General features: G+C 54.2%; 19 protein-coding genes. 11 read left to right on the top strand and 8 right to left on the bottom strand.

Translation table 11 applies throughout. The annotated features are described in order from the left end of the window. Positions 1-298, bottom strand: a 298-nt coding sequence (locus EVJ23_RS12155) for a helix-turn-helix domain-containing protein (protein WP_145963266.1), incomplete at its 3' end; no start/stop codon positions are given. Positions 299-480: 182 nt separating this feature from the next. Further along, the gene (hisJ, locus tag EVJ23_RS12150; RefSeq protein ID WP_131465204.1) at positions 481-1,296 is read right to left on the bottom strand and encodes a histidinol-phosphatase HisJ; all 816 of its coding nucleotides are present in this window, start codon (positions 1,294-1,296) and stop codon (positions 481-483) included. 109 nt (positions 1,297-1,405) lie between these two features. Here hisJ and EVJ23_RS12145 point away from each other — a divergent pair, with 109 nt between their 5' ends. Genes EVJ23_RS12145 through hisE form a run of 10 tightly spaced genes read left to right on the top strand, consistent with a single transcriptional unit; the run spans position 1,406 to position 8,356 of the window. After that, the gene (locus EVJ23_RS12145; protein WP_131465202.1) at positions 1,406-2,329 is read left to right on the top strand and encodes an ATP phosphoribosyltransferase regulatory subunit; all 924 of its coding nucleotides are present in this window, start codon (positions 1,406-1,408) and stop codon (positions 2,327-2,329) included. Beyond that, the gene (hisG, locus tag EVJ23_RS12140) at positions 2,326-2,934 is read left to right on the top strand and encodes an ATP phosphoribosyltransferase (protein WP_070327389.1); all 609 of its coding nucleotides are present in this window, start codon (positions 2,326-2,328) and stop codon (positions 2,932-2,934) included. The genes EVJ23_RS12145 and hisG overlap by 4 nt, the downstream gene beginning before the upstream one ends. Further along, positions 2,931-4,148 carry a histidinol dehydrogenase gene (hisD, locus tag EVJ23_RS12135; RefSeq protein ID WP_131465200.1) on the top strand — a complete coding sequence of 406 codons (1,218 nt, stop codon included), beginning with the start codon at positions 2,931-2,933 and terminating at the stop codon, positions 4,146-4,148. The genes hisG and hisD overlap by 4 nt, the downstream gene beginning before the upstream one ends. Beyond that, a complete protein-coding gene (locus EVJ23_RS12130) occupies positions 4,145-5,161 on the top strand; it encodes a pyridoxal phosphate-dependent aminotransferase (RefSeq protein ID WP_131465198.1) in 1,017 nt (338 codons plus the stop codon). The genes hisD and EVJ23_RS12130 overlap by 4 nt, the downstream gene beginning before the upstream one ends. After that, the gene (hisB, locus tag EVJ23_RS12125; RefSeq protein WP_070327386.1) at positions 5,148-5,735 is read left to right on the top strand and encodes an imidazoleglycerol-phosphate dehydratase HisB; all 588 of its coding nucleotides are present in this window, start codon (positions 5,148-5,150) and stop codon (positions 5,733-5,735) included. Before EVJ23_RS12130 ends, hisB begins: the two co-directional genes overlap by 14 nt. Further along, positions 5,732-6,319, top strand: coding sequence for an imidazole glycerol phosphate synthase subunit HisH (gene hisH / locus EVJ23_RS12120; RefSeq protein WP_071397365.1), 588 nt, complete (start codon positions 5,732-5,734; stop codon positions 6,317-6,319). The genes hisB and hisH overlap by 4 nt, the downstream gene beginning before the upstream one ends. Next, positions 6,297-7,016 carry a 1-(5-phosphoribosyl)-5-[(5-phosphoribosylamino)methylideneamino]imidazole-4-carboxamide isomerase gene (locus tag EVJ23_RS12115; RefSeq protein ID WP_071397366.1) on the top strand — a complete coding sequence of 240 codons (720 nt, stop codon included), beginning with the start codon at positions 6,297-6,299 and terminating at the stop codon, positions 7,014-7,016. Before hisH ends, EVJ23_RS12115 begins: the two co-directional genes overlap by 23 nt. Further along, positions 7,003-7,770 (top strand): imidazole glycerol phosphate synthase subunit HisF, encoded by a 768-nt coding sequence (gene hisF / locus EVJ23_RS12110; protein WP_070327383.1) that lies wholly within the window; start codon positions 7,003-7,005, stop codon positions 7,768-7,770. The genes EVJ23_RS12115 and hisF overlap by 14 nt, the downstream gene beginning before the upstream one ends. Continuing rightward, positions 7,719-8,051 (top strand): phosphoribosyl-AMP cyclohydrolase, encoded by a 333-nt coding sequence (gene hisI / locus EVJ23_RS12105; RefSeq protein WP_131465196.1) that lies wholly within the window; start codon positions 7,719-7,721, stop codon positions 8,049-8,051. Before hisF ends, hisI begins: the two co-directional genes overlap by 52 nt. Further along, entirely contained in the window at positions 8,048-8,356 is a 309-nt protein-coding gene (gene hisE / locus EVJ23_RS12100; protein WP_070327382.1) for a phosphoribosyl-ATP diphosphatase, read from the top strand. Before hisI ends, hisE begins: the two co-directional genes overlap by 4 nt. Before the next feature lie 41 nt (positions 8,357-8,397). Here hisE and EVJ23_RS12095 read toward each other — a convergent pair whose 3' ends face one another. After that, positions 8,398-9,321, bottom strand: a complete 924-nt coding sequence (locus EVJ23_RS12095; RefSeq protein ID WP_070327381.1) for a DUF7916 family protein — start codon at positions 9,319-9,321, stop codon at positions 8,398-8,400. A gap of 88 nt (positions 9,322-9,409) precedes the next feature. Between EVJ23_RS12095 and EVJ23_RS12090 the strand changes: the two genes are divergently transcribed. Beyond that, the gene (locus EVJ23_RS12090) at positions 9,410-9,964 is read left to right on the top strand and encodes a maltose acetyltransferase domain-containing protein (RefSeq protein ID WP_016509483.1); all 555 of its coding nucleotides are present in this window, start codon (positions 9,410-9,412) and stop codon (positions 9,962-9,964) included. 43 nt (positions 9,965-10,007) lie between these two features. On the opposite strand, the gene EVJ23_RS12085 is transcribed toward EVJ23_RS12090, so the two are convergent. The 5 genes from EVJ23_RS12085 to EVJ23_RS12060 all read right to left on the bottom strand — a co-directional run bounded on the left by EVJ23_RS12085 (position 10,008) and on the right by EVJ23_RS12060 (position 14,593). Beyond that, positions 10,008-11,366 carry a glycosyltransferase family 2 protein gene (locus EVJ23_RS12085; RefSeq protein WP_070327380.1) on the bottom strand — a complete coding sequence of 453 codons (1,359 nt, stop codon included), beginning with the start codon at positions 11,364-11,366 and terminating at the stop codon, positions 10,008-10,010. A gap of 191 nt (positions 11,367-11,557) precedes the next feature. After that, a complete protein-coding gene (locus tag EVJ23_RS12080) occupies positions 11,558-12,568 on the bottom strand; it encodes a pyridoxal phosphate-dependent aminotransferase (protein ID WP_131465194.1) in 1,011 nt (336 codons plus the stop codon). Next, positions 12,565-13,323 carry a transporter substrate-binding domain-containing protein gene (locus EVJ23_RS12075; RefSeq protein ID WP_070327378.1) on the bottom strand — a complete coding sequence of 253 codons (759 nt, stop codon included), beginning with the start codon at positions 13,321-13,323 and terminating at the stop codon, positions 12,565-12,567. The genes EVJ23_RS12080 and EVJ23_RS12075 overlap by 4 nt, the downstream gene beginning before the upstream one ends. Positions 13,324-13,445: 122 nt before the next feature. After that, complete coding sequence (locus EVJ23_RS12070; RefSeq protein WP_236641236.1) at positions 13,446-13,961, bottom strand: P-loop nucleotide/nucleoside kinase family protein; 516 nt, start codon at positions 13,959-13,961, stop codon at positions 13,446-13,448. Between the two features lie 125 nt (positions 13,962-14,086). Then, positions 14,087-14,593: a hypothetical protein gene (locus EVJ23_RS12060; RefSeq protein WP_070327376.1), complete on the bottom strand. Its 507-nt coding sequence runs from the start codon at positions 14,591-14,593 to the stop codon at positions 14,087-14,089. Between the last annotated feature and the right edge of the window lie 8 nt (positions 14,594-14,601).

The raw sequence follows: 14,601 nt of genomic DNA, 5'->3' as shown, positions 1-14,601 counted from the left end.
TGAACACCGGGAAGCCGGCCGTCCCGGCGAAGAACTTCGCGAACGCCGCGTCGAGGTGAAGCTTCGCGTTCGCGAGCGCGAGGCTGTCCGCCTCGGCGAGGAACGGGAACAGGGGCTTGTACGAGGCCGGTGTCGGCGGCTTCCGCTTCGACCCACCGCTCGCCTTCGCCTCCTCGTGGATGGCGATGCGGTCCTCGAGCAGCTTGTTGTAGATAAAGCGGGCACAGCCGATCGTTCGTACCAGAAACTCGGCCTGTGCCGCCGTCGGGTGGAGCCGGTATTTGTAACCCTTCAGCATGTCTCCGCCTCCTCTCGGCCGATGGTCGTGATGCGTGTCTTCTACATCCGATACCCGCGGCGGGGGAAGGGAAATCCGACGGAATCACGAACTTCCGTTCGTCATATCTGTCACAGGGGTGGCCAAGAGGTTTATGTACGGGCGATCCATCTCCCACCTACGCTGGGCTTCGCCCCAGACGCTTAGAGGTGGGAGAATTCTCGCTTAATTATGTTAAAGTCGGCACCGACATCTGCCGCAATATGGGCGTCCGAACCGAGTACGAGTGGGATGCCGAGCCGGGTCGCTTCAGCGGCGACGGCCATGGCGTATGGCTGTCCGCAGGCGGCTTTACGGAGACCGGCGGTGTTGAAGTCTAGTCCGAACCCGCGTGAGGCGATTGTACGCAACAGTCGCGACTCGGCGTCTTTGACGTTCGCACGGTCCCATGAGTAGTTCGTCTGATATTTAATCGGTAAATCGATATGCCCGATGCGCGCGACGTTCAGTCGCTCCCACGGGAACTGTAACCCGGTCTCGAGCGCTTCGTAATACCGGTGTAGCACTTCTTCGAACGACCCGATCCGGCTGACGAGCGCATCAAACGTCTCCGGTGAGAAGTCGACGGGCAGGAGCTCGCCTTCGACTTGTAGAAAGTGTTGAGACAAGATCGTCTCGTCGAGGTATGAGCGATAGGGCTCGAGCAAGGCGAGCGTCTCATCGACATATCCCGGCAAATAATCGATCTCGAGACCAATCCGGATCTCGAGTCTTTCGGCGTAATCTCGTTTTAACTGCCCGACCTCTTCTATATAACGGGGCAATAAGTCGAGCGACATCGCCGAGTCTTGATCTGGCGTCGGATCAATGAAACGTGCCGGCAGCGGGGCGTGCTCGGTGAACGTCAGCGTCCGAAAGCCTTGAGCAAGTGCTTGTTCGACGTACGCGTTGAGTGAATCGGTCGATCCGTGCGGACAAAATGGGGTATGGACGTGGCCATCATGGGTATAATCAATCATCAAACATCGTTCCTTTCGAGTTCGCCGGTTGACAGCATTGGCTTGATTTGATAAATTTAACACACTACTTTAGTTTGGTAAAGTGATAATAAGGTAAAGGGTGATACTGATGATTTGGTTCAATAAAAAAGGATCCATCCCGGAAGGATGGCACGAGTTGCAAGGTGAGGACGTGCTGCGTCCGAAGCAATGGATAAAATCATTTTTAGAGCGGGCCGAGGGGGACGGCTATAGTGTGATCGAGCCGCCGCTCGTTGAATACTATTCCCATTATCAAGATCTCGCACTCTTCGATGAGTCGGCGTATTATCGCTTGTTCGGCAACGATGGGGAGTTGCTCGTCATGCGACCGGACTACACGCTCCAGATCGCAAGGAAGCTCGCCGACGGAAATGAACCGATGCGCGTCGCTTACGCCGGTGCCGTCTATCGACGCACGCCGAAGCATTCGGGACAACCGCATGAACGTCAGCAACTCGGTCTTGAATGGATCGATGGGGATTCAAAAGATATGGAGTTGATTGAATCGTTCCTTAGTATGACGGAACGGGTCCTGCCGAAAGGAAGCTTACGCATCCAAGTCGGATCTGCTGCATTGATCGCGTTAGTGGCGAACGAGGCCGGTATACCGGAACGGACGTTGCGTCAATACTTAGCACTCCGTAATTTGGAATCACTTCGCGACCTCGCGGAATCGTATCAATACCCGTTGATCGCCAAGCTGCCGTTCTTGATCGGTGACTCGGCGTTAGCAGAGTTACGCGACCTCGCGGAACCGGGCTTAAAACCGGCGATCGACGAAGTGGAGCATGCGGTCGAACATCTACGTGCGATCGGATTGAACGTCTCGTACGACTTCGGACAGACCGGCGACTTTGATTATTATTCAGGTTTGACAGTGACCGGCAGTATCGACGGCAGACGCGTCCTCTCAGGTGGCCGTTACGACTCGTTATACGGGCATTTCGGACAGTCGCGACGTGCCTTCGGACTATCGCTCGATTTAGAACAGTTAGGTGAGGTGATCAAATGAAAGTCGCAATCGCTAAAGGGCGCATCGAAACAGCGGCCCGTGAGTATTTTGAACAAGTCGGTCTCACCGTTTGGCCGGAAAAGCGGGGCCGTGAGTTGACCGTCGAAGTAGACGGTCATGAATTCATCTTCGTCAAAGGCGATGACGTCTATAAATACGTCATGCATGGCGCAGCGGACGTCGGAGTCGTCGGCGGCGACATTTTACGCGAGAAGACACCAGGCGTCCTCGAAGTCGTCGATTTACCATTCGGCCGTTGTCGTATGGCGGTATGTGGTCCGAGAGAACGGAGAAACGGTACGAAGAAGCTGAAAGTTGCCAGCAAGTATCCGAATATCGCCATCTCGCACTTTGCCTCGAAACGTCAAAACGTCGAAGTGATCGCTTTGAACGGTTCGGTCGAACTCGCGCCGTTGACCGGTCTCGCCGACTGCATCGTCGATATCGTCGAGACGGGGGCGACGCTTCGCGCGAACGATTTAGAAGAATATGAGACGATTTTCACGGTTAACGCGAAATTCATCACGAGCGAGACAGCGCTCGCGAACGACCCGGACGAATTGAAAGCGTGGATTCGCCGGTTAAGCAAGGAGGCAGACAGATGAACGGACAAACGAATCGCACGCGCCGAGAACAGTGGGCAGAAGCCGTCAAACCGATTTTAGAATCGGTTGAGGCGAGAGGTGACGCGGCGCTCCTCGAATGGACGACGCAATTTGACGGGGTCGATGTGATTGAAACGGTCGACCTTGAGACGTTTGAACCGCCGGAGGCGTATCGGGAATTGACCGAGGCGCTAACGCTCGCGGCCGAACGGATCCGTACGTTTCATGCGCGGCAACAGCGTCAAGACGACGTCTTCGAAGATGAGATGTTCCGGCTCGGTCGTCGGTTCATGCCGCTCGATTCGGTCGGCGTCTATGTGCCTGGTGGGACGGCGGTCTACCCGTCGAGTGTGTTGATGAACATCATCCCAGCGAAAGTGGCCGGAGTGAAGCGGGTCGTCATGGTGACGCCACCGAAACAAGGCGGAATCGACTTATCGCTGTTGATTGCCGCGAAGATTGCCGGTGCCGACGAATGTTATCTCGTCGGTGGCGCCCAAGCCGTCGCCGCACTCGCGTTCGGCACCGAGACGATTTCGGCCGTCGATAAGATCGTCGGGCCGGGCAACGCTTATGTGGCGACCGCGAAATCACTCGTCTCGCATTTCGTCGGGATCGATTCCGTCGCCGGTCCGTCCGAGGTGTTGATCATCGCCGACGAAACGGCCAATCCTAGATGGGTCGCAGCCGACCTGCTCGCGCAAGCCGAGCATGACGTCGAAGCGACAGCACTCGCCCTCGTGACGACAAGTGAACAGGCCGAAGCGATTCGGTCTGAGGTGGACAAGCAACTGCTCGATCTGCCACGCCGTGACATCGCGGTCGAAGCGCTCAAGCGCGGAGGCGTCCTCGTCAAAACGAAAGCAGAAGCAATTCGCTACGCGAACGATATGGCGGCCGAACACGTGCAACTTGCGGTGACAGATCCAGCCGATTATATGGCACAGATTCGCCACGGCGGCTCGTTCTTCCTCGGGCATGAGGCGGCCGAGGCGTTCGGTGACTATATTGCCGGACCGAACCACGTCTTGCCGACGAGCGGGACGGCCCGCTTCTCGAGCGGACTGTCGGTCGATGATTTTTACCGCAGACAGACGTTTCTCGAGATGACAGCGATCGACGAAGCGGTCACACGCGCCGCGATCCGAATCGCGAGACAAGAACAGCTTGAAGGACACGCCCGAGCGATGGCGGTCCGATTGGAGGACGTATGAGACGTAACTATACAGCGATCCCGCGCTATGTCCCACATGCGGTGAGCGGATACGCGCTAAATCAAAACGAGAGTCAATTCGAGCTGCCGGAGCGCTTGCAACGAGCGATTCAGCTCGTGACGCTCCGCTCACTCAGCCGTTATCCGGTCGATGAGCTGACGGCCCTTAAAACTAGCTATGCGACTTATGCGGGTGTACAAACTGACCAATTGATGGTCGGGAGCGGCAGCGATGAGCTGCTCGCCATACTTTGTCAAGCCATTCTCGACACAGAAGACGTCGTCTTGGCACCGGCACCCGACTTTTCGATGTACGGCATTTACGCGCACATCGCCCGGGGCCAGTTCTTCCAACCTGAGGCAGACGGCCTCACGATCGATTCATTGCTTCGATTGATTGAAGCGAACGAACCAAAACTTGTGCTCGTGTCGAACCCGAACAATCCGACCGGGAAGATGTGGACGCTCGACCAATTAGAAATGATTGCGAAACAAGTCCCGTACCTCGTCGTCGACGAGGCGTATATCGACTTCACGATGAGTGATTCCTTCAAGTCGCGACTCGCGGATTACCCGAACGTCATCATTTTGCGGACGTTATCGAAAGCGTTCGGACTCGCGAACTTACGGATCGGCTTCATGATCGCCCATCCCGATTTGATCGAGAAGATCGACCGGTTCCGCTCGCCGTTCAACGTCAGTGGATTGAGCGCGGCTGTTGCGACCGTCGTCCTTGACGACCCGGATTATATCGCTCAGTCCGTCGCCTTCCATAACGGGCAACGTCAAAAGCTCGAACGACTGCTCGCGCCAATCGGCAACGTCTTGCCGAGCCGGGCTAACTTCCTATACGTCGAGACGCCCAATAGTGAGATGTGGGCCGAGCGGTTCCTCGCTTACGGTGTCCACGTCCGTGCGTTTCCGACCGGACTGCGCGTCAGTGCGGGGACGGACGAGGCGTATCGATTCATCAAACAAATGTTAGAAGAGGTGACTTCTTTTGAGAACAGCTGAAATTAAACGTGAGACGAAAGAAACGAACATCGAGCTTCGCCTCGATTTAGACGGTACAGGTCAAAGTGACATTAAGACAGGCGTCGGCTTTTTCGACCATATGTTGACACTGTTCGCCTTCCATAGCCGCATCGACTTAACGGTGCAAGTCGAAGGGGACACGTGGGTCGATGCGCACCACACGGTCGAAGACGTCGGCATCGCCCTCGGGCAGATGATCTTAGAAGCGCTCGGGGACAAAGTCGGGATCCGTCGCTACGGGACGAGCTACTTGCCGATGGACGAGACACTCGCCCGGGCCGTCATCGACGTCTCGGGACGCCCGTTCCTCGTCTACCGAGCTGAAATCAACAATCCGAAGCTCGGTGACTTCGACACGGAACTCGCGGAAGAGTTCTTCCGCGCCGTCGCGATGAACGCGCGGTTGACGCTCCATCTTGACGTGTTATACGGATCGAACTCGCACCATATGATTGAAGGGCTGTTCAAAGCGTTCGGCCGCGCCCTCGCCGAAGCGATCGGGAAAGACGGGCTCGACCGCCTCCCTTCGACGAAAGGACGGATCGAAGGATGAACGTCGCGGTGATTGACTACGGCATGGGAAACGTCTTCAACGTCGAACGGGCGCTACAAGCGATCGGGTGTTACGTCACGATCACGAACGATCCGGCTGAAATCGAAGCGGCCGACGCCATCCTCTTGCCTGGCGTCGGGGCGTTCCCCCAAGCGATGCAGTCGCTTGAGGACACGGGACTCATTCCGTTGCTCAAGCGAGTGGCGACAGAGAAGCCGTTGCTTGGGATTTGTCTCGGGATGCAACTGTTATTCGAGTCGAGCACGGAAGGCATGCCGACGCCAGGACTCGGCTTGATTGAAGGACGGGTCGAACGGATGCGGGCCAAACGGTTGCCTCATGTCGGTTGGAACTCGATTTTACGTGACGAGGACGTCTATTTCGTCCACTCATATCACGTCGTGACCGCTGACGACAATATCGTCGCCTCAGCTGACTATATGGGAGAGCGCGTACCGGCCATCGTCAGATCAGGTCTCGTGACCGGGATGCAATTTCACCCGGAGAAGAGCGGCGCGTTCGGACTCAGCTTATTAAAAGAATGGAAGGAGGCGGTCGAACGTGAAACTGCTACCGGCAATTGACTTAATCGGCGGCAAGATTGTCCGCCTGACTGAAGGTGATTTCAACACGGAAGAGCAATACGGCGACCCGTATGAGAAGTTAAAAGAATGGACCGGGCGCGTCCCGATGCTCCACTTGATCGATTTAGAAGGAGCGAAAGCTGGTGAGCCGAAACATCTCGATGTCGTCCGTTTCGCCAAATCGTGCGGCTTTTTCGTCCAGACGGGCGGAGGGATTCGCTCCGAAGCAGCGCTTGATGCTGTCATGGCTACTGGTGTGGACCGTGTCCTGCTCGGTACGAAAGCGTTCACCGATCCTGATTTCCTGGACCGGGCACTCGCCAAGTACGGGAGTCGTGTCGCCGTCGCCCTTGACGCCTATGACGGCATCGTTGCCATCAACGGCTGGCAAGACGCGACCGAACTAAAAGACATCGATGTGGCCATCGATCTCGCCAGCCGCGGGGTCGAGACGATTCTTTACACGGACATCGGTTCGGACGGGAAACTGAACGGACCGAACTTAGAGCGCATGAAGGCGCTCCGGGAAGCTGTCTCGGTCACGCTCATCGCCTCGGGCGGTGTCACGACCGAAGCCGACGTCAAGGCACTGAGTGAGGCCGGAATTGATGAGGCGGTCGTCGGGAAAGCGCTCTTGTCTGGCAAAGTCAGTCTTGACGACTTGATCGAATGGGAGGCGCGACATGCTAAAGCGTAGAATCATCCCATGTTTAGACGTGAAAGACGGACGTGTCGTCAAAGGCATCGAGTTTGTCGAACTGCGTGACATCGGTGACCCTGTCGAGATTGCCAAGTACTATGACGCCTCAGGTGCGGATGAACTTGTCTTTCTAGACATTACGGCAAGCACGGAACGAAGACAGACGATGCTTGACGTCGTCAGTGCCGTCGCCCGAAAAGTGTTCATCCCGCTCACGGTCGGGGGCGGCATCCGTTCACTTGAAGACATCTCGTCCCTGCTCAAAGCAGGAGCCGACAAAGTGTCGCTCAACACGCTCGCCGTCGAGTCACCTGACTTGATCAAGCGGGCAGCCGAACGTTTCGGTTCCCAGTGTATCGTCGTCGCCATCGACGTCCGTTTCGAAGAAGGTGACTATTACGTATACACATACGGCGGGAAACACCGGACCGAGCTGACGGCAGTCGATTGGGCCAAGCGCGTCGCTGAACTCGGGGCCGGGGAGTTGCTCGTCACGTCGATGAACCAAGACGGGAAACAGAGTGGCTATGATTTAAAAATTCTCGAATTGCTACGGGCAGCGGTCGATATCCCGATCATCGCCTCAGGCGGGGCCGGGAACGCTGAACACGTCGTCGAGGCACTTGAAACAGTCGACGCCGCCTTACTCGCTTCGATCTTGCACGACCGAAAAACGACAGTAGAAGAGGTGAAGCACGTATGCAGCGCGAACAACTTGCCGATGCGGTTCGTTACGACGCAAACGGACTAATCCCGGCGATTATCGTTTCGACGGAAGATAACGCCGTGCTCATGCTAGGTTATATGAACGATGAGGCGATTCAGAAGACGATTGAGACGAATATCGTCACGTTCTGGTCACGTTCGAAAGGGCGGCTTTGGATGAAAGGTGAATCGAGCGGCAACACGCTCGACCTTGAGAGCATCCATGTCGATTGCGATCAAGACGCGCTGTTAGTCCGCGTCCATGCGAACGGACCGACGTGCCATACCGGAAATCGCAGTTGCTTTTTTACGGAGGTGAACACATGATCCACGAACTCGAAAAGCTGATTCAAGAACGAAAGACAGAGCCGAAAGAAGGTTCTTATACGTCGTACTTGTTTGATGAAGGGTTAGACAAAATCGCGAAAAAGTTTGGGGAAGAGTCGTTCGAGGTCGTCATTGCGGCATTGAACGATGAAGACTTGGTCGAAGAGACGGCTGATTTGTTGTACCACTTGCTCGTCTTGCTCGCAGCCAAAGGCGTCTCCTTACATGACGTCGAGACGTTGCTCGCCGAACGGCATGGGACGACGACACCGGCGAAACCGCGCCGCGACGTCACGGAATGGTGACAGACAAAGGGAAGGAAGCCGCGGCTTCCTTCCCTTTCTGGTTAACGATTGACGGAAGCAGCCATACGAATGTACGTATGACGGCGTCCACGGATGGCGATTGACAACGCCTGAATATTCTCAGGTGTGGCGATTCCGGACAGACCGGCGTCGCCGATATGGAAGATGTCGGTACCGCCGCGTTTTGATGATAAGGCGATGTCGCGGATCGTCCCTTCGTCGGCGCCTTCTTGTGACGTTCCGATGGCGGCCAAGACGAGCTTGTTCAGTGCTTGGATTTCTTGCGTCACGTGATAGAACTCATCTTCACGGACACCTGGGACGGTTCCTGGCGCGGGAATCAAGATGATGTCGGCACCAGCTTCGGCAAAGCGGACGTACGCATCACGGTCGATCACGTTACCGACACCCGCTTGATGCATCTTCCCGGCAATGATGACGCCGGCAAATTCAGATCGGGCCGTGATGATCGCCTTTTCGATGGCCTCATTCGTGACACCGGTGTTCGGATTACCGGTCAAACAGACGAAGTCGATTCCGAGTTCGGAAGCGCGGGCGAACGCTTCCTGCGTCGCCAGTCGGCCTTGTTTCACGTCGAACATGTCCGAGGACTTCTCGCTGAAGTCGACAGGCTCGAGATTGACACCGACCGGCAGTCCGATCAGCCGTTTTAATTCCGTGATCGGATTGTCGGACATCGTCTCACCCGGGATGTCGCCGAATAGGGCGTGGCTTTCAAGCCCCTTTATGTACGGATGGAACACGTCAAGCATGTTGAGCAAGATCATGTCGGCACCGAAAGCCCGGGCGAGCTCGGCGTTCGTCACTTCAGGATAGAGCGGCTGCACGGTCGGAATGACTTCGGCGAGCACGGTCCGGCCTTCGGCTTTTCGGATCGACTCAATCAAATCGTTACGGTTGAACGTCAAGAAATCACTCGCTTTGCAATCAAGAATGCGTTTCATAGTCAATTACCTCCTCTGATTCGTCCATTTTCCTATTCCCTATTCTCGCCAATATTCCTCTATAATAAAATAGAATGGAGGCAAAAACATGACAGAAAAAGAAAAGATGATTCAAGGTGAACTTTATCTGGCCGGTGATTTGGAACTCGTCGCTGACCGGCGGCAGGCGCGACGTCTGACGGAGCGGTTCAATCAGTCTGGGATCGATGAGCTCGACGTCCGCAAGCAAGTACTCGGCGAACTGTTCGGTTCGACCGGGGCATCGTTCTACCTCGAACCGACGTTCAAGTGTGACTACGGATACAACATTCATCTCGGGGACCGTTTTTTTGCGAACTTTGACTGCGTGTTTTTAGATATCTGTCCGATCCGGTTCGGAGATGATTGTATGCTTGCTCCAGGTGTCCATATCTATACAGCAACACATCCGCTCGACCCGACGGAACGGATCTCGGGCCTCGAGTATGGCAAACCGGTCACGGTCGGACATCGCGTCTGGATCGGTGGCGGGGCCATCATCAATCCGGGCGTGACGATTGGGGACGATGCGGTCATCGCCTCAGGTGCGGTCGTGACGAAAGACGTGCCGGCCCGTGCCGTCGTCGGAGGCAATCCGGCCCGAGTGATCAAGCTAATTCCATGAATCTTAAAATGACCTTTCCGAACTCGTTCGGAAAGGTCATTGTTCATTTCCAGACTCGTTTTACGTTGAGCGTTTCTTGGGCATAACCCCAAACGGAAATCGGGGACATGAACAATTGATAGCTCACAACAAAAAAGATGAATCCGAAGAAGTTTTTGCGGACCCGTAAGTTCAAGTTTTTGAAAACGTAATCGCGTTGGTAGAAGTAGAGCAGTCCATAGCTAAGGACGGTCAATGGCAGGACGAGGAGCGTCATCGGTCCAACGATCCAATAATGACCGAACAGAGCGAGAACGAGACCCGGGATCCAGAAGAACGTGAAGGCGATATCGAGATACGGCATGATCAAATTGACCCCGGTCAAGTACTTCGTATAAAGCTGGGGCTGACGCCACGGTTTCACTTCTTGCAACCCCTCAATCATCCCACGAGCCCAACGCGACCGTTGACGCGCGAAATGGCGGAACGATTCAGGCGCGTCCGTGAATGCGACGGCGAGCGGTTCGAAATAGACGCGACGTTTCATTTCAAGGAGACGCCACGTGAGAACGATGTCTTCTCCGATCGCGTCGGGCCACCCGCCGGCTAGCTTGACGGCGTCGGTCTCATACAAACTGAACGCACCTTGAGCGACGAGCGTCCCTTGATAAAGTCCTTGAAGCCGCTTGATCGACGCGATGCCGAGAAAATAATCCCACTCTTGAAGCCGTGTCCAAAACGAACTGCGGCTATTGCGAACGAGCATGCTGCCGGCGACGGCACAGACGTCTTTTGGACTCGACACGAGCCGTGCGACCAAATAGCGAATCGCGGACGGATGAATCAACGTATCGGCATCGAGCGTGATGATGTATGAAGTAGTCACTTTCGTTAAACCGTAATTGAGCGCTTGGAACTTGCCGGCTCTCGGTTCATGCAATAGCTCGATTTGTAAGTCGAAATCTTCTTGCGCCCGCATCACTTCAGATGATGTGGCATCGCTTGAGTTGTTATCAATGACGAAAACTTGGAGTGGGCCCGTGTAGTCTTGCAGTGCCACGTAACGAATCGTCTCGTAGATAGATGATTGTTCGTTGTAGGCGGCAATCATGACCGTCACGGCTTCGTCCGGATGTTCGTTTGTGAACGGCGGCTGCCGATCGAGGACGAGACTCGCGAGCAAGAACGCCATCAAATAGCCCGGAACGTAAGCGATACCGCCGATGATGAACAAGGCGAGAACCCAATTCGTCAGTGCAGCCAAATCGGTCAACCAAGGTAAAGAGATGTAGATAGAAAACAATAACCAGAGCCATGAAAAACCGTGTGCCAACCAAAAGCGAGTCAAAATCGTCCAATACCAACGATTTCCGATGCGATTGCGTCCCCATCTCGATTCGACCGGTTCATTTCGTGAAATCATATGATGTCCTCAATTCTGTTTCAATGGAAACGAGCTTGTCTAATATTGAAAATATATCGTTCAAGTTAGATATACAGACAGCAAATTGAATTTTGATGGGGAATGATTATAAAGTCAACAAATGATGCGTCGTGCATAAAAAATATTGACCCAAATTAAAAACAGGACCCGGGTCCTGTTTTTAGTTTTAGTTATGAAATTGTTTCGGATGCGTGCGCCCAAGCCATCAATGTTTGTCGAGCAAGGGCAAGTGCTTGCTCGTTCCCGAGCGTGACGCGAATCCCGTCCGGTTGCCGCGACGTATGGATGCCGTGCTCGGCTAAGTGGGACCAAACCGCTTCGGGTTGGTCGAGTGTGACGTATAAAAAATTCGCCTCAGCTGGCTGAACTTGACCGATCGTCCCGAGTAACTCTGACCACTTGACGCGCATGTCGTGATGCCAAGCGATCGACTCGTCCAAGTAGGTCGCATCAGCCAAAAAGACGTTGGCAATTTTCGCGCTCACACCGCTTATATTGAACGGGGGGACGAACTGCCGGAAATACTGAGCGAGTTCGGTCGTTGTGATCATAAACCCGAGACGGACGTTGGCTAAGCCGAACGCCTTTGATAGCGTCCGTAAGACGATCACGTTCGTCAGTTCATTCAAGTGCGTGACGATACTCGATGCAGGCGTGAAATCGATATACGCCTCATCGACGATCAAATAAGGGACGAGGCCTGCCAGTTCGGTCAACTCACCGACCGTCCACAACTTACCGGTCGGGTTGTTCGGGTTCGACAACAGCAACAGCTTCGGTGCATGTTGCTGAATCGCCAGGGCGAGCGCCTCATACGATAAATCGTCCGCCTGAACATGCCGACCGTGTGCGATCGTCGTGAAGATCGGGTAGAGCGCGAAGTCAGGACTCGGTGACAAGACGACGTCTTCTGGTGACAAGAGCGCCTGCGTGACGACGTGAATCATCTCATCACTGCCACAGCCTACGAGCAACTGTTTCGGTTCGACGCCAGCATAGGCCGCGTAGCGGGTGAACAGTTCATCGATCGGTTGGACTGGATACTCATGCAGGTCATGGAACGAGATTGTTGCCAGCTGTTCATGCAATCGCTTCGGCACCGGGAACTGGCTTTCGTTTTGATTCAACCGATGTCCTTCCGGATAAGTGACGGGATAGATCGGGAGGTCGACTTGCCTCATTCCGTCGGCTCCATCGAGAACCATTTTTTAGCGAGTTTATCGATCTCGCCTGAGTCGATCATCTTGTTCAGCTCATCGTTGAACTGATCACGCAAGTCGTCTTCCAATTTGAAAGCGGCCGCCGATCCTTTTTCGCCGTCTTCTTTAAGCGCGAACGTATAAAGACCTGCGTCTTGGTCTAAGTATTTTTGAGCGACCGTGTCTTCGATGACCATCGCGTCGATGCGGCCCGTGTTCAACTCTTGAACGATTTCTGGAATCTTATTCAATGAGACGAGTTCAGCGTCAGGTGCTTGGTCTTGAGCGATAGTCTCTTGAATTGAAGCGGTCTGGACGCCGATCTTCTTGCCGGCTAGCGCTTCGATCTCTTTTAGCGATTCATCTTTTGTCATGATCAAGTTCGTTGCCGATAAATAGATGTCCGAGAACGACGCATTTTCTTTCCGCTCTTCGGTAGGCGTCATGCCGGCCATGACAAAGTCGATCCGTCCGGCGTTCAAGGCTCCGAGCAAACTGCCGAAGTCCATGTCCTCAATCTTTAACTCATAGCCGAGACGCTCTGTGACCGTTTCAGCGATCTCGATGTCGAAACCGACGATCTCATCCCCGTTCGCCGTATCAACGAACTCATACGGGAAGTAATCGGCACTCGTTCCCATGACGAGTGTCTTTTTTTCTTCTCCCGTTGTCTCTTGGCTGCACCCCGCTAATAATGCGCTTGCGACTAGTCCCCCTGTAACGATCCACTTTTTCATGTATGAATTCCTCCTTCAAGATATGAGACTAAGTGTAATTGTATAATTATTAATTGTAAAGTATAAAAATACAGAAAAGATAAAAAAAATCATCCAGTCCGCTTTAAACTGGATGACAAGGATCATCCGTCAATCTGCTGCACGTAGCTGATGACGTCGGTCAAATAGGTCTCGATCGGGCGATTTGCATCGATTGTAAGCGTATGCATAAAGTCTGGTTTTTTACGATTTGCGACAGTTCGATGAAAATCGTCCGGGGAAACGGATTCGATTTGACTAATCTTGCGTTCGCGCTCGGAAAGGCGGCGATTGATTTCATCGACGTCGTCGACGACACACTCGACGTAGCGATAAGTGGCGCCATGGTTTTCGGCGAGTGCCAATCCGCGTTCAAGCATCACATCATACAGGCAAGGGCTGTCCAGAATGACGTTCCGGCCTAGTGACAAATTGAACGCAACAAGCGCCCAATCGATGTCATAGGCGACTTTTCCGGCCAGTGCCGGGTCAAGCTTATGATCCACCATTGATTCGAGCAAGGCTGTCTTCGTCACGTCATGGTCGACGATGACCGCATTGAGCTGAGGCGCGATGGCACGGGCCAGCGTCGATTTGCCTGAGCCCGGAAATCCGGACATTTGTAAAAAGAACATGGTCTCACCTTACTTTTCGTTTGATTTACCACGGCTGAAACCGGCGAATAACCTGCCACCGAACGGCAACATCGCCTCGTCAACGAAGCAGACGAGGTCGTCAATCTCATTCATTTGTTCATGTCTTCTTTTGCGGTGATGTTCCATTTTTTCAACGCTCCGTCTTCTTCGTAAATGACCCGGACTTCCATCTGACTCAGTACGAGCCGTTGCTCCGAGGCAAAAAGGACGAGCGGATAGCCGGTCGACAGCGGCTCGTCCGCCTCATAAATGGGACTGTGGGCCTGCATCGCGTAATAGCCGTCAGACCTGGTGTTAGCCGCACCGGCGTCAACTTGGATGACTGTCTCGAAACCTTGTAGCCGTAGTACGTAACTGTACGTCGTTCGGGCCCCACGTTCGAGCCGCCATTCCTCAATCACGGCCTCATGATCGTTTTGATTCGCTTCGAATAAAACTTCTTGCGCCGTGTATTCTCGTTCATATGGAATCATCTCTTGAATGTTGACGGCCGTCATCGTCGCGAGTTTTTGCGATTCTTCCGATGGCGGTGTGATGAGAATCCCGATAAAGATCAAGATAGGGATGAGCAAATAAATGATGACCCGACTTTGCATATGGCTTC

Origin of the sequence: Exiguobacterium sp. SH1S1 (genome assembly GCF_004337245.1) — a bacterium.
Classification (GTDB): Bacteria; Bacillota; Bacilli; order Exiguobacteriales; family Exiguobacteriaceae; genus Exiguobacterium; species Exiguobacterium aurantiacum_A.
This window is presented reverse-complemented; position numbering and strand designations above follow the sequence as displayed.